Source organism: Tolypothrix bouteillei VB521301, assembly GCF_000760695.4.
Classification (GTDB): domain Bacteria; phylum Cyanobacteriota; class Cyanobacteriia; order Cyanobacteriales; family Nostocaceae; genus Scytonema; species Scytonema bouteillei_A.
In genome coordinates, this window is sequence record NZ_JHEG04000001.1 from 7,673,882 (window position 1) to 7,688,083 (window position 14,202).

At 41.8% G+C, this 14,202-nt stretch carries 11 protein-coding genes and 1 tRNA gene; 4 read left to right on the forward strand and 8 right to left on the reverse strand.

Annotated elements, in window-relative coordinates; all coding sequences use genetic code 11:
• Positions 1-20: 20 nt before the first annotated feature.
• From HC643_RS31455 to HC643_RS31475, 5 genes are all read right to left on the reverse strand, one after another.
• Positions 21-1,262 (reverse strand): ATP phosphoribosyltransferase regulatory subunit, encoded by a 1,242-nt coding sequence (locus tag HC643_RS31455; RefSeq protein WP_038085976.1) that lies wholly within the window; start codon positions 1,260-1,262, stop codon positions 21-23.
• A complete protein-coding gene (locus HC643_RS31460; protein ID WP_038085974.1) occupies positions 1,262-2,218 on the reverse strand; it encodes a J domain-containing protein in 957 nt (318 codons plus the stop codon). Before HC643_RS31460 ends, HC643_RS31455 begins: the two co-directional genes overlap by 1 nt.
• An 86-nt stretch (positions 2,219-2,304) precedes the next feature.
• Positions 2,305-3,126 (reverse strand): inositol monophosphatase family protein, encoded by an 822-nt coding sequence (locus HC643_RS31465; protein ID WP_038086003.1) that lies wholly within the window; start codon positions 3,124-3,126, stop codon positions 2,305-2,307.
• 86 nt (positions 3,127-3,212) lie between these two features.
• The gene (locus tag HC643_RS31470; RefSeq protein WP_038085973.1) at positions 3,213-3,725 is read right to left on the reverse strand and encodes a thermonuclease family protein; all 513 of its coding nucleotides are present in this window, start codon (positions 3,723-3,725) and stop codon (positions 3,213-3,215) included.
• A 43-nt stretch (positions 3,726-3,768) separates the two neighbouring features.
• On the reverse strand, positions 3,769-4,137 hold the full coding sequence (locus tag HC643_RS31475) for a 2Fe-2S iron-sulfur cluster-binding protein (RefSeq protein WP_038085970.1): 369 nt from the start codon (positions 4,135-4,137) through the stop codon (positions 3,769-3,771).
• Between the two features lie 92 nt (positions 4,138-4,229).
• Between HC643_RS31475 and HC643_RS31480 the strand changes: the two genes are divergently transcribed.
• Together HC643_RS31480 and HC643_RS31485 are read left to right on the forward strand one after the other, a co-directional pair.
• Positions 4,230-4,314, forward strand: a tRNA-Ser gene (locus HC643_RS31480).
• Between the two features lie 132 nt (positions 4,315-4,446).
• Positions 4,447-5,043 carry a Uma2 family endonuclease gene (locus HC643_RS31485; RefSeq protein WP_038086000.1) on the forward strand — a complete coding sequence of 199 codons (597 nt, stop codon included), beginning with the start codon at positions 4,447-4,449 and terminating at the stop codon, positions 5,041-5,043.
• Between the two features lie 123 nt (positions 5,044-5,166).
• Here the strand turns inward: HC643_RS31485 and HC643_RS41705 are convergent, their stop codons facing one another.
• Together HC643_RS41705 and HC643_RS31500 are read right to left on the reverse strand one after the other, a co-directional pair.
• On the reverse strand, positions 5,167-5,823 hold the full coding sequence (locus HC643_RS41705; RefSeq protein WP_237265976.1) for an AAA family ATPase: 657 nt from the start codon (positions 5,821-5,823) through the stop codon (positions 5,167-5,169).
• 250 nt (positions 5,824-6,073) lie between these two features.
• On the reverse strand, positions 6,074-7,702 hold the full coding sequence (locus HC643_RS31500) for a serine hydrolase (RefSeq protein ID WP_050046641.1): 1,629 nt from the start codon (positions 7,700-7,702) through the stop codon (positions 6,074-6,076).
• A gap of 212 nt (positions 7,703-7,914) precedes the next feature.
• Here HC643_RS31500 and HC643_RS31505 point away from each other — a divergent pair, with 212 nt between their 5' ends.
• Together HC643_RS31505 and HC643_RS31510 are read left to right on the forward strand one after the other, a co-directional pair.
• Positions 7,915-8,802 carry an isocitrate lyase/PEP mutase family protein gene (locus HC643_RS31505; RefSeq protein ID WP_038085968.1) on the forward strand — a complete coding sequence of 296 codons (888 nt, stop codon included), beginning with the start codon at positions 7,915-7,917 and terminating at the stop codon, positions 8,800-8,802.
• A 133-nt stretch (positions 8,803-8,935) separates the two neighbouring features.
• Positions 8,936-10,105 (forward strand): AbrB family transcriptional regulator, encoded by a 1,170-nt coding sequence (locus HC643_RS31510; protein ID WP_038085966.1) that lies wholly within the window; start codon positions 8,936-8,938, stop codon positions 10,103-10,105.
• 58 nt (positions 10,106-10,163) lie between these two features.
• On the opposite strand, the gene HC643_RS31515 is transcribed toward HC643_RS31510, so the two are convergent.
• Complete coding sequence (locus tag HC643_RS31515; RefSeq protein ID WP_237265977.1) at positions 10,164-13,934, reverse strand: MHYT domain-containing protein; 3,771 nt, start codon at positions 13,932-13,934, stop codon at positions 10,164-10,166.
• Positions 13,935-14,202 lie beyond the last annotated feature (268 nt).

Genomic DNA, 14,202 nt, shown 5'->3' on the forward strand with positions numbered 1-14,202 from the left:
TCTGTTAAAAGGTACTAAGGTTACACAACAGGTTCGATTGTTGTAGAACCGTCAGCTTTAATCCAAGCAATCTGGGCAATATTGCGATCGCTTGCATATTCTCGGATTTCATCTGTATTCCGTCCTCCCAAATCGATTTCCACGCGAACTAAGTGCGTGGAATCTCGGAGTTTTTTAGCATAGGTGAAAGCCGCAGTATATGCACTCTTATCTTCTGGTACTACCAACCAATTAATCGGTGGCGCTGTTTGCGGTAATTGACCGCCAGATAGGAGAACTTGTTGCAAATCTTCTAGGAGTAATGCAAAACCAATTCCAGGTATATTTTCTCCTTGCGGATGATACAGCTCTAAAAGATGGTCGTAACGACCGCCTCGCCCCACAACCCTTGCTTGTCCATCTGTATCGCTAACTACCTCAAATACAATACCCGTGTAATAGTCTAATGTTTGTATTAGGCTCAAGTCGAGGATGATTTCCATCCCTATACCATGAGATGAATGAGTGCCGATTTTTTCTGATTCATATAGTAATTCTACTAATGCTTTCAGATTGTTGACTGCCGCTTGTAAAGGCTCGTCTAAACCCAAACTGCTGACTTTTTGCAAGACATCAGCCGGATTACCGCGCAAATCCAGCATGATTCTGGCGCGTTCTTTAAGTTCGTCAGTTAGGGGTAAGGAGTCAATTGTAATGCGGTCTAGGTGAGCGATCGCACTCCGCACTTTTCCTTGTAAATGTGGGGGAAAAGCCTTGATGAGCGATCGAGTAATTTCAGCCTCGCCTAAAACCAAGTACCAACGTTGTAAACCCAGAGCTTGCAAACAATTTGCTAGCAACAGCAAAATATCTGCATCTGCAAGCAATCCCCCACTTCCAAGTAATTCCACGCCAGCTTGATAAAATTCCTGTTGGCGGTTGTGCTTCAACTCTCGCGTGCGTTGGAAAACATTAGCATTGTAGTACAGGCGCTGCGGATAGGTTACGCCACCCATACGCGTTACAGCCGTGCGAGCAATAGATGCTGTCAGTTCCGGACGCAGCCCCAAATCTTCATCTTCGGCATTTTGCAGTTGAATCACCGTTGAGCGTTGAATTGCTCCTCCCGCCATGAGCGTATCCATACGTTCTAGCGTTGAGGTAATAATTTGGTGATACCCCCAACGGTGAAAAACTTGTTGTAGCCTCTCTTCAATCCAGCGTTTTTGAGCCACATCGAGGGGTAATAAATCCCTAGCTCCCGCAGGCGGTTGATACACCATTATTTCTTCTTCCCACCAAACAAACCACCAAACAAACCGCCGCCCCCAGATTTATCTGGTTGTTTAGCCCCATTAGGAGACGGTGCTACAGGCTTCGTTCCATTGGGTTTTTGACCAGTCATCTGTTCAATTTTGCGTTTCCCATCTGACGCTGTTTGGTCGTTAGGGTCTAATTGCAGGGCGCGGTCAAAATGAACCTTTGCCATCGTGATTTGATTTTGCTTCAAATACACTAACCCGATCAAGCTATGACAGCGACTGTTAGTAGGCTCTAGCTTGAGGGCATCTTGTAATTCTACCCTAGCTTGTGTCAGTTGATTCTTTGCCATCAATTCTTGAGCGCGACGGATATAATGAGTGGCTGCTGAATCTTCTTTCGGTGCTGAAGGTGGAGGAGGTGGGGGTACAGGTGTGTTGTTTGTTGGGGAAGGTGTTTGGGTTTTGGATAGAGGACTTGGCTGTGGTGCAGCAAATGTTTTACCAGATGTCCGCATTAAGTAAACCAAGTTTAACTCGCTCACTAATCCTATGAGCTGTTGTACTTTCTGCAAAGAATCATACTGAGTTTCAGCAATTTTAGCGATCGCATTTCTATAAATTTGTTCAAAATTAGGTGTACTCGCAAGCTGTTTTGCTAAATCGGTTGTGAGTTCCACAGAAGCCGATTCTTGAACCAAACGCTTACCCATTTGCGACATGACTAAAAGGTACTCTGCTCTATTTTTATCTTGAGAGAGTTTTTCATAGGATGGATTGACCAGCTTAGACAACAATTCACCAGCTAGTTGCTTTTCTGCGCTGTTTTGTGCATCACAGCTATCAGGGTGAAGGCGGCGAGCAATTTTGAGGTAACGTTTGCGAATATCTTTGATATCCGCATCAACACACACACAAAGAATTGCGTGATGGTCGATGAAATCATACCTAAAAAGTCCGCGTTCTATCTTGAATGACATAAATATAACAGGTGTTGCACTAATAGAGTTTATAGGATTTCTCTAGTTTACTTTGCTTCTGAGAAATGGCTATAAAATTAACAAGCTTATTGCTTCCACGTAGAGAGCGATGGCACTTGTATAAGTTCTTGACTCAAACTCTCGTGAATATAACTATTAGTGGCAAGAATCCTTCCTGAAACTAGATCTAAGGGGCTACCATCATATGCGGTTACCTTTCCCCCAGCTTCTCTTAATAAAATCACACCAGCAGCAATATCCCAGGGAGAAATCCCTCGTTCCCAGTAGCCATCTATACGCCCACAAGCAACGTGAGCCAAATCTAGAGATGCGGAACCACTGCGCCGAACTCCTTGGGTAAGATGGGTCAGATAACAAAATTCTGCGTAGTTATTGTCAGAAGTTTCACGACGGTCGTAAGCAAATCCCGTAACTAGCAAACTCTTACTTAATTCAGATGTATTTGAAACTTGAATTGGGCGGCGATTGCGCGTAGCACCCAAACCTTGCGCCGCACGAAAAAGTTCATCATGGAAAGGATCGTAAATCACACCAACTTGTGGGACACCATGAATTAACAGCCCAATAGAAACAGCAAAAAAGGGGTATTGGTGGGCAAAGTTGGTAGTCCCATCTAAAGGATCGATCGCCCAAAGAAATTCATTATCTTGATCGCCCAGTTTGCCAGATTCCTCAGCTAAGATGGAATGTTCTGGAAAATGACGCCGCACTATATCTAAAATGACAACCTCTGAAGCTTTATCAGCAGCGGTCACTAAATCTCCAGGTCGCCCTTTTTCAACAACAGCATCTTCTAGCTTCCCTAAATAACTTTCCAAAACCGCACCCGCAGCAAGGGCTGCTTCTGTGGCTATCTCTAAGAAGGTTTGCAATCGATCCGATGTCATCCCTGGCATAATTGCTAATTGTTAATTGCTAATAGCTAATAGTAAAAGGCAATGAGCCATTAGCGATTAGCTATTAGCTATTATCATCAACGATACTGACGCCGAAATTCACCAGGAGTGAGACGCATGGGTTTTTGCGGGTTCCAAATACCTTCCCCCATCAGTCTCGCCCATTGTTGAGCGCGTTCCAATCGGCGGTCGTATTTATTGTTGGGCGATCGCGGTGCAAACAGTCCGTGTCCTTGTTTCACTAACTGTTCGTTCAACAAAACCCCATCTTTCCAAACATAAGCCAAAGTTCTGCCAAAAGAGTCTTTCACGTCCGCGTCAAATTCCAGCGTGACAGATTGTTCGCCCCCAATCAGCGCTTCTAGGCTTTGTTTTGCAGCGTCACCCCAAGGACGTTGCTGCAAATCTGGTGCATCGATATTTAGCAACCGTACTTGTGTAATTATGCTAGGTTGTTCGCCTATACCTACCACTTCTATAGTTTGCCCGCTCACAACCTGTGCTACCTTAACCACTATTCGGTTCGGATCTTCCATCTTTTTTTGTGGTTGACAAGCTACCAGTAGCAATACACACAGTAAAGTTGTCATTCTAAATACCTGTGCGCCTTTGCGCTTTTTCGCGAGGCTAATTTTACTCTTCATCTAATGGTAAGCCCTTGCGAACTCTCCCTTTAGCAAAATAACGCCCAAACTGTAGTTCGTAAACTTCATCTTCGTCTTGTGTCTCTACCTCTAAATTGGAACGAGCATAGCTCACACATAACAGAGCATAACCTTTCTTTCTTAATTCTGGGGACAGCCCAACTGCCTCAGGTTGGTAAATTTCTCCCGACAGCACCCTAACAGCACAGGTGGTACAAGCCCCATTTCGACAAGAAAACGGCAGTTCTACGCCTTGTTTTTCAGCACTATGCAGGATGTAGCGGTCATCAGGAACTTGCAGCGTGTGAAAAATGCCTTTAGCGCGATCGCGAACTCTAACAGTGTAAGTCTGGGACATCTGAGTTTTTGATTTGAGATTTTGAATTATTTTAGAGGAAACCTATTGCTTTTTCCTAGGCTTGGTTGTACTATCGTAAATTGTGACAACTTGGAGAGGTGGCCGAGCGGTTCAAGGCGCAGCACTGGAAATGCTGTTTGGGGCAACTCAACGTGGGTTCGAATCCCACCCTCTCCGTTCCTATAATACATGGGTTTCAGAGATTTTAGATTCTTCTGTAGCGATTGAAGTAACGGCAATTGGTCGAAGTCTTTTTGCAAAATGTCAAAATAGAGTTGGTGCCGTTAATATATGCTTTCCCAGCAAGCTATGAATATTTCACTTTTAGATGATGCTGTAGAAGAAAAACTAGTAACCCTGAGAGATGTTTCTTGGGAGCAATTCAAAGGGATTGAGGCACAGCTAAAAGATAACCGCAGTGTCCGACTGTCTTATTTATTGGAAACTTTAGAAATTATGTCTCCTGTGGGACCAAAGCATGAGCGTGTCAAAAGCACTTTTGGCTTGCTGCTAGAAACTTACATGAAAGTGTTGGGCATCCGATTTTACAAAAGCGGTGGGTTCACCATAGAAGAACCTGGCTATGCTTCTGGAACACCTGATGAATCGTACTGCATTGATACTGATAAAGAAATTCCCGATATTGTAATTGAGATTATAATTACCAGTGGCACTATTAACAGAAAAGAATTATATAAACCTAAGAAAATTCCTGAAGTGTGGTTTTGGAAATCTGACACCATAAGAATATTCCGTTTAAATGAAAAAGGCGAATATGAAGAAGTTAACCGTAGTAGTTTCTTCCCAAATTTAGAGCTAAATGTGTTACTGAAATATATTTCCATGCCCGACCAGTACGATGCTGTGCTAGAATTCGAGCAGTTTCTCAGACAACAACTTCCTTGAAAAATGGAGTTAGCTAATAATTCTTGAATTTGCACAGCCTAGAGTCAACTTAACTCTTGTGGCACTAGCATCCTTGGTCGTTCATCTGTGCAAATTAAAAGTGCAACCAATGAATTACTATACTTAATATCTTAAACTGCGATAATTTTCGCGGCTGAGATAATGCTCTACTGTACCAACTGGTTCGTACATGACTGAATATGCACAAAGATCTTGAAACCCATCGGCTAAACTCCTCTTGAAGGGCGACCAATAATCTCTAGTTCCTTTTTTTGGGTCTGGATTTTTTGCCAACCAAGCATTTCCTGGTTGTCGTACTTTTTTATCAAAATCTAGTGGTTCGGGTGGAAAGTCAAACGGTATCATCTCTGTTATACCCCTGATAACCCAGAATTTCTTTTTTCTGATGTGACTATCCAACGCGCCCAAAATGGATCGTGTCCGGGTATAACTCACACTTTTTGAGAAGTTATCCAAAGACCAATTCCCTTGCCATTTCTGCTCGGAAAAATCAAAGTAGCTCTCAAAGTCTATTTCATGAAAAAGTAGTCTCCAATTTCGTGTATCAATTTTGGAGATAATTTTTGGTAATTCCTTTGTATGTCTACGTGGATAAGCAGGCTGCTCTACCCAATTTCCAGTCAGTACCCACCAAGCAACATCAAGTAAAAAACTTTTACCTAAACCGTTATCACCCGTAAATATATTGAGTCGAGCGGCGAATTCAACATCAAAACGGTCGGTTGGGCCAACTTGCTGGAGGTGAAGTTCTTTTAACATTTAACTATCCCCTTTGCTGTAGAGCGACAGATTGTTTGACCGTAACGACAAATGACAAGTCAAGTTCTTTGTGCTTGTAAACTTGACTGTCGGGGAGTCTGAGTTTTAGTGTTTCTAACCTGAAGTTGTAGAAATTGCTCAAACAGCCAATGCAGAAAGATTTTGATGGGTGACAAACACTCTGTGGCTCTGGTCAAATAATTGGTTGCTCTACATCAGTAGAGCAATCCTAAATCATTCATGAAAATGCCTATTCCCTCCCTTGTACTTGTGGTTGACGCGCCACCATTTGTTCGTAAACAAAACGAGACATTTTTGGAAAAATTTGCCAGTCTTTAGCATACATGGCGTCGTCAGCACCGATCGCTAAAACATAAACAGTTTTCCCATCCGGTGTTGCAACCAATGCTGCTTCTTGGCGGGTACCAGTCGTCCAACCTGCTTTAGAATAAAAATTAACGCCTGTATCTGCTAAAGCTTGACCCAAAAAACCAACAATTGGGTTAAAACCTTGCTGTTGGTTTTTCCAAACCTCTGGATTCAAATCTCTTTTTAACCAACCACACATTTTCTGGCTAAATTCTGGTGAAATAGCTTGCTGAAGATAACACGTTTCATAAATAAGTCTTGCCGAATGAAACGTTGTGATTTCATTGCGAAAAGGATCTTTCGGATCTTCAGGATTTTTTCTTATACGGACTTCACTTCCCTTTGGTCCTAATAATTTAAGAGAAGCAATAGGATACGTCTTGTGAGTTAGATTAATACCCTCGTAGCCTGCTTGCTCAAAAAAGTGAGTGACTTGTTCGCGTTTCTTGCGCCATGTTTCAAATTCTTCATCATCTTGGCTGCGTTCAAATTCCGTATCGCTTATTTTATCAACAATAAAACTAGCCGCTTCGTTATCAGACTCCTGAATCATTCTAGCTATATACGGATAAAAACCTGCTTCATCTGACCAAACACCGCGAGCTATTTGCGCGTAGAGAAACACCATCCAAAACATCTTTGCTACACTAGCAGGATATTTTAATGTTTCTTGCTGGTAACCAGCGATCTCACCAGTTTTGGCATCTATTAAAGTAATTGATAAAGATTGTGTCGGAAAACCTCGATCTGCTGCCAAATTAACAATATTGTTAACAATTGTTTGTAACTCCTGACTCTGTTTAAATTCAGGAGGGGTTCGGAGATTATAAGCAACTTCTATATTTTCATGCCCTGGTTGACGGGAGGGAATAGGTCGTGACTCTGTTGCAGACCAGTTAGGAGATGGCGGCGGGACAAAAGATGGAGAAGTGGGCTGTGCGGTGGGCTGTGGGGTTGCTTGTTGTGCGGGTTGCTCTTGCACGGGTTTATGTATTAAAGCATATAACCCTCCCACTAAGGTATACAACCCAAAACCCATGATGGCCAATCCAGTTGCAATGACTGTCAAAGCCACCAATCTTAGAATCAAAAGATTTTTGCGAGAACCTTTGTATCGGCGTCTTCTTCGTCTGTAGCCGGGTTGTGTCCCTTGTGGATATGGTTGCTGTGGATACGGAGCTTCAAGAACTGCAGCTCGTCGGCTCCTTTGTCCCCCTTGTCTGGAGGCGAAATTGTTGCCCTGTGAATACGGAACTTCAAGCACCGCAGATCTGCTGCTTAACTCCCCTTGCCTGTAGCTTGGAGTTCTAGGGTCTGGCTGTGATACTCTTCTTCTCAAAGGCGCAGACGGATACCCTTGTCTGTTTTGAGAGTGTGCTGTCTGTGTGTTTGATTGAAAGTTGCTCTGACGTCTGGGGTCAGTTGTTCTACGCTTACGCCTGACTTCTACAGGTGGAGTGGCAACCTGTTGGTTGCGTCTATCCCATTTCGTTTTTGTTTGCTGACTCACTAGCTACACCTTGAATTGTGTGATTTATAAAGGGTCAGGGGTTAGTAGGAGCGCAAGGCATTGCGCCCGTACAGGGGTTAGAGGAAAACAGCGATGACAGATAGTGTGATGGATATTACCAGAATTTAGCGAAGATAACACACTTTCTTGTAAAAATTAGTCATATGTTAAAATAACTCGGCAAACTTTTGATGCTGTCAGGTTGCAACTTTATGCCATTGAGCGCTAAGCACTCATCTTCTGCAAATCAACTGCGACAATTACTAGAACGTCCTGAAATTTTGGTAATTCCTGGCGTTTATGATTGTTTGGGAGCAAAGCTTGCCGAACAAGCAGGTTTTGAAGTTTTGGCGACGAGCGGCTTTGGTATTGCAGCTTCTACACTTGGTTTGCCTGACTATGGTTTTCTTACTGCTACCGAAGCCCTGTATACTGTGGGACGAATTGCTCAGTCAGTCAATATTCCTCTGATTGCTGACATGGATACTGGTTATGGCAACGCTTTAAATGTTATTAGGACAGTTAAAGATGCCGTACAACAGGGAATTGCTGGAGTCATTTTGGAAGATCAAGAGTGGCCTAAAAAATGCGGTCACTTTGAGGGGAAGCGTGTTGTTCCTATGGCAGAACATGCTCTTAAAATTCAAGCAGCAGTTCAAGCACGTGATGAGAGTGGGTTGGTTATTATTGCTCGTACTGATGCTCGCGCCCCTCTAGGTTTGCACGAAGCCATCGATCGCGGTCGTGCTTATATTGATGCTGGGGCAGATGCACTGTTTGTAGAAGCCCCTCAGTCTGTGGAAGAACTGCAAAGCATAGCCTCGGCTTTCCCCTCCGTACCATTGGTAGCAAATATCGTAGAAGGTGGCAAAACTCCTCAACTTTCTGCTTCTGAGTTACATCAAATGGGCTTTAAGATTGTATTTTTTCCACTTTCTGCTTTACTGTCTGTCACGAAAGTCATGAGTGCTTGTTTCCATCAATTAAAAGAACAAGGCACTACGACTGATTTTCAAGATATGGTCAGCTTTAAGGATTTTCAAGAAATGATTGGTATTCCTAAATACCATCAACTGGAACAGCAGTTTTTGGGGAAGTAGGAACAAAGACTTATCTCCAATCCAAAATCTAAAATCCTCAATAAGATTTATGCCATAGAGTTGCTGTAAAGCGATCGCGATCGCGCTAGTTTGAGTAAATAATGCGTTATTTTAATTTAAAAAACGTAAATTAATGAATCAAACTTTAACCGTATCAGATCGCCAGCAAATTAATTCTGAAACAAAAAGCGTTCTTACCAAACAGCAAATACCTGGCAAGCAACTCGTCATTTTGGTTTTGGAAATGCTTTTGGCGCTACCCCTTGGTCTACTCTTGGCAAAATTCCATATTGGTGGTGTTGCTTGGATTTTTGGCGGTATTATCTCCGGAGCTATAGTACTTCAGACATATCGGATCTTTTATCAAGATACCCCCAAACCCAACCGTACAGCCAGAAAAACGGGTATGGCACTTGTAGGGCTAAACGTTGGCTTTTCCATCTCTCACGGTCATTTAACTAATGCTGTCTCTAGTTTTCCCGTGTTTGCTTTTCTTACCTTTTTCTTGCTTTTAAGTGGTATTGTTATTGGTTACATTTACTCTCGTTTAAGTAAGACAAATTTGTTAACAGCGTTATTAGCTACAGTACCAGGTGGTGTTGGTATGATGTCAGCGATCGCAGCAGATTATAACCGCAATGTTCCTTTGGTGGCGATGGTTCAAGCGATTCGCGTGACTACCGTAGTTTTTTTGATTCCCTTAATTGCCAGGATGTTATCCGGAAATCAAATTTATTCACAAACACTTCCGGTTTCAGGGACTTTAATCAACCTTGAGCTAACACAATTAGGATTATTATTAATATCCCTCTTATTTGGTACTTTAGGAGTTTATATTGCTGTCTTAGGCAAAATTCCTGCAGGTGAATTTTTTGGTGCAATAGTTGCTGGTATAGTTTTTAATCCAACATTAAATTTATTGCCTTTTGGAGGTAATAGCGATTACGCCTTACCACCACTGGTTAATATAATAGGACAAATGCTGTTAGGAATTACCATTGGTGAGTACTGGGGTGACAAACCAACTTTAGGCAAAAAGACTATAGCTTATGCCTTTGTGTCTGTAGCAATGACTTTACTTACTGGTGTTGCAGCCACCATCTTTGCCATGCAGTTAACTTCTTGGGATTGGTTGACCTGCCTTTTGGTAACTGCACCTGGTGGTTCTGCCGAAATGATTTTAGTTGCCTTAACCCTACACCATAACGTAGAAATTGTCACAGCAGGTCATCTAGTACGATTGATTGCAATTAACAGTTCTCTTCCCCTCTGGCTTTATCTCTTTTCACGGCTTGACGATTAAATTTGGTTAGTGGTTCGTTGTTATGAGTTAGTAGCTAATAACAAATAACAACTAACTCTTATCTAGTCAAAATCATAACTTGCTCAAAATCAAAATTTTCGACCAAAACTTTTAATCCGTCTATTAAATCTGTTTGTTCCTTCGGAATTTTTGCCATTAACTGAAAAATAAGTTCATCATTGCCTTGGCAAGCAGCATTGTGAAGTTGTGCTATCCACTCTGCAGGCATAGTTGCTATTTGATTTGCTAATTGAGTAGAACTAGAAATAGATGTACTGTAAGATGACCTCAGATCTGCATTCTGACTGTCTTCTTGATAAAGATATTGCACGCCCAAATATTTACTAATTTTTACTAAGAGTTCTTGCTCTTGAAAGGGTTTACTTAAAAGGTCATCGCAGCCAGCGCTCAGTATCTTGTGTTTGTCTTCTTCAAAAGCGCTAGCTGTGAGAGCTATGATAATGGTTTGGGGTTGGGAGCCCCCCGAGAACAATTGCTTTTCCTTTTGCTTAATCAATCTAGTTGCATCATAGCCGTCCATCATTGGCATCCGCATATCCATAAAAATTAAGTGAGGGTGCCAATTAGCCCAAATAACAAGGGCTTCTTGTCCGTTGGTCGCTTCTTGTACCTGGAAACCAATCTTGGAAAGAAGTTTGACGAGTAGCAAACGGTTAGTTTGCCTGTCCTCCACAACCAAAACTTTATAAGTGGGTTCTCCTGGAGCTAAACTGATAACTTGTTTGGGTATAGACTCGTTGGAAACAGTCGCTTGTTCTGCGGTTGCTTCTCGTGCTGAAATAGTAAAGCTAAATTGAGTTCCAACACCTAATGTGCTGTTAACCCAGATTTCTCCCCCCATAATTTCTACAAATTTATAACTGATGGATAAACCCAAGCCTGTTCCTTGTCCGGATTTTAATCCGGTTGTGGTTTGTCCAAAAGCTTGAAATAATCGCTCGAACTCGTTTGAATTAATACCAAACCCGGTGTCTATCACTTCAAATAAGAGGTAGAGGGAAGAAGAAGAGAGCACGAGAGAGGGAGAAGAGGGGAAGGGGAGAAACATTTTGTTTTTGTATCCTTTTGTTCCTTTATCTCCTTCTAGAGCTACAGAAATTCGTAATTTGACGCTTCCTTGTGAAGTAAATTTGATGGCATTATCAAGCAAGTTAATGAGTACTTGACGGAGTTTGCTCTCATCCGATCTAATGTATTGAGGAACTTCTGTAGTACGCTCAAAAATCAACTGTAAATTTTTAGATTGTGCCTTGAGTTTTAACATTCCCTCTAAACTATTCAGCAAGCGGTATAAGTCAAAGTCATTTTCATTTAACGTGACACGTCCTGCTTCAATCTTGGACATTTGCAAAATATCGTTAATCAAGTCCAACAAATGTTCGCCACTGCGGTTGATGATTTTGAGATATTGCTGATATTCGGCAGATAAAGAGTTGTCATGGTTCATGAGTTGCGTAAACCCCAAAATAGCGTTAAGCGGTGTTCTTAACTCATGGCTCATATTTGCTAAAAATTCGCTTTTAGCACGGTTGGCTGCATCAGCAGTTTCTTTGGCTGTTTTAAGTTCGGCGGATTGCTGTTGGGTTTGCTCGAAAAGTTCTGCTTGTTGAATTGCCACTCCCAACTGTGCTCCAATCTGAACAAGCATTTTAATTTCGGCTTCTTTCCAATGACGGGGGGCAGAGTTTTGGTATGTTGCTAACAATCCCCAGAGTTGATTGCTGCAATAAATGGGAACTATAATGTAGGCGCGTGCTTGAAATTGTTCTAATAATTCTATATAACAACTATCAAATCCTGCTGTATAAATATCGGGTACACATCGGTAACTTGTTCTAGAACGATATATTCCACCTTGGTTATCGTACAGATACGTGTCTTGTATGACTTCATTTGTATCACCCATTTCTTTCACAGTACACCTGTCGCGTTCGATCGCATTCTGTGTAAGTTCTGGCTGATTTTTTTGATCTGATATCAGTTTTCGCCATCCTTGGGCTACTGATTCTGCGACAACTTCTCCACTCCAGTCTGGGTTGAAACGATAAACCATAACGCGATCGCAATTCAATGCTTGTCGCAATTCTTTTGTTGTCGCACCAAAAATGTGCTTGACTTCTAGCGTTTGACGCATCCGTTGAATGACAAAAGCAAGAGCCTTTTCTCGTTCGACGCTTGAAGCTAGTAATTCTTCTGCTTGCTTTCGTTCTAGTTCTGCTCCTGCACGGGCTGCAAAAATTTTTAAAATTGACTCTTGACCTACATCTAATACCAAAGGTCGATCGTGCATCACAGTCAATAAACCGATGGTTTCACCATCTGAGTCAACTAACAGAGTACTTAAATAACTTTGAATTTTAGTATCTGTTAAATTGATAATTTTAGAAAACAAAACTGTCATTTTTTCAGGGCTTTTGCACGACTTTTTTCCTATAAACTCTTCGTAATCAACATCAAAAATATCTGAAATATCACATTCAAAGTTTTCCTGTAAGTCAACACCATTCCACAATGCAACAATACGCAGATGAGTTTTTGATTGATTAAGAAATTCACTTATAAAAACGTAATTTGCTTGTAAAATCTGTGATAAATAATGCACGCAGGGACGGAAAAATTCATTACCCATTGTTGACGCTGTTCCTTCAACAATCATCTGTAATGCCGCTTCAGCTTGCTTCCTTGGAGTGATATCGCTTAAAGTACAAACAACACGCTCTACACTCCCATCCTTGTCTATTTCGGGGTCTGCATTAACAAGCAACCAACGTTCGTTTTGGCTTTGAGAATGCTTGATACCTACAACTACATTCTGAATCGGTGTCTTTAAGGCGATCGCTTGTTGCACGGGTAATTCAATTATTGGAAAACTTGTACCATCTTCACGTAACAATGACTGCTCGCCAAACACCAGGGGTTGTTTATTTTCTTTCTCAAGATCGAGCAGATGGATGGCTGCTTGATTGCTAATTAGGATTTCGGCATTTGCATTGACTAATAAAACACCTACTTGCATTTTGTGGATAAGTGCCCGAACGCGCTGTTCGCTCTCTTCCAAAGCTTGTTGCTGCAACAATTTAGCCGTTACATATTGCTCGGTGAGGGAAGTTAACAGAACTACGAGCAAAAGGAACAGCGTTGCAATTCCAATCATGACAGCCAGCCAGGGCTGAGTAACAATCGATGATGGTTGGACTGGCATATTAATGAGAGGTTTAAAATGAGTTGCCCTCATTCCCGTATAGTGCATACCACTAATGGCAACTCCCATGATTAAGGAACTACCAAGTTTTTGCCAAATCACTCCTTTCAATTGAAGGTTTTGCAGCCTAAATGCCAGCCACAGAGAAGCAAAAGAAGCAATTATTGCGATCGCAACTGATAAACTTACCAACCACCAGTCATACTCTATGCTTGCTTGAAGCCGCATGGCTGCCATACCCGTGTAATGCATACTCGCAATTGCAATTCCCATGCAAATGCCACCGCCTAGGACAAGTGGTAGAAAGACCGATTGACTTAGCAACCACAAAGCGAGACCGGAAGCTACAATTGAACACAGCAGTGAGAGCAAGGTGATCTTGAGATCGTAGTTCACAGGTTGCGGCAACTGAAAAGCTAGCATGGCAATGAAGTGCATTGACCAAATGCCAGTTCCCATGGCAATAGATCCTGCTAGCAGCCATTTCCATCGTCGCCATCTTGAGGCACGTGTAACTCGCCCAGATAAATCTAGGGCTGTATATGAGGCGATAACGGCAATTATGAAAGAGAGTATGACTAGTGGTAAGTTATAAGTACCTATCATTTCACGATACATATTTTTAGGTAATAAAATTAAATAATGGCTTTTTTAAGAATATTAGATAAGTCTTTCCTCAGTCAATTTCCAAGTTTCCACGCATGAATATTTCATCAAAATAGAATGTTGATATTTATCTGGGAAAATGCTGAAAAATACATCTTTTTCAGCAAACACACTTACAAGTTTCAGAAACATCAATCTTAGCCTTTTATTTTCTCGGTCATTCAATAGAATGAGTATTTTTTTCTTTTTTGAAGTTTTTTTAGAAAAA

What these genes read in the sequence shown, in the direction of transcription:
- HC643_RS31455 (WP_038085976.1), bottom strand. Translation starts at nt 1,262, where the DNA reads ATGGTGTATCAACCGCCTGCGGGAGCTAGGGATTTATTACCCCTCGAT.
- HC643_RS31460 (WP_038085974.1), bottom strand. Translation starts at nt 2,218, where the DNA reads ATGTCATTCAAGATAGAACGCGGACTTTTTAGGTATGATTTCATCGAC.
- HC643_RS31465 (WP_038086003.1), bottom strand. Translation starts at nt 3,126, where the DNA reads ATGACATCGGATCGATTGCAAACCTTCTTAGAGATAGCCACAGAAGCA.
- HC643_RS31470 (WP_038085973.1), bottom strand. Translation starts at nt 3,725, where the DNA reads ATGACAACTTTACTGTGTGTATTGCTACTGGTAGCTTGTCAACCACAA.
- HC643_RS31475 (WP_038085970.1), bottom strand. Translation starts at nt 4,137, where the DNA reads ATGTCCCAGACTTACACTGTTAGAGTTCGCGATCGCGCTAAAGGCATT.
- HC643_RS31485 (WP_038086000.1), top strand. Translation starts at nt 4,447, where the DNA reads ATGAATATTTCACTTTTAGATGATGCTGTAGAAGAAAAACTAGTAACC.
- HC643_RS41705 (WP_237265976.1), bottom strand. Translation starts at nt 5,823, where the DNA reads ATGTTAAAAGAACTTCACCTCCAGCAAGTTGGCCCAACCGACCGTTTT.
- HC643_RS31505 (WP_038085968.1), top strand. Translation starts at nt 7,915, where the DNA reads ATGCCATTGAGCGCTAAGCACTCATCTTCTGCAAATCAACTGCGACAA.
- HC643_RS31510 (WP_038085966.1), top strand. Translation starts at nt 8,936, where the DNA reads ATGAATCAAACTTTAACCGTATCAGATCGCCAGCAAATTAATTCTGAA.
- HC643_RS31515 (WP_237265977.1), bottom strand. Translation starts at nt 13,934, where the DNA reads ATGATAGGTACTTATAACTTACCACTAGTCATACTCTCTTTCATAATT.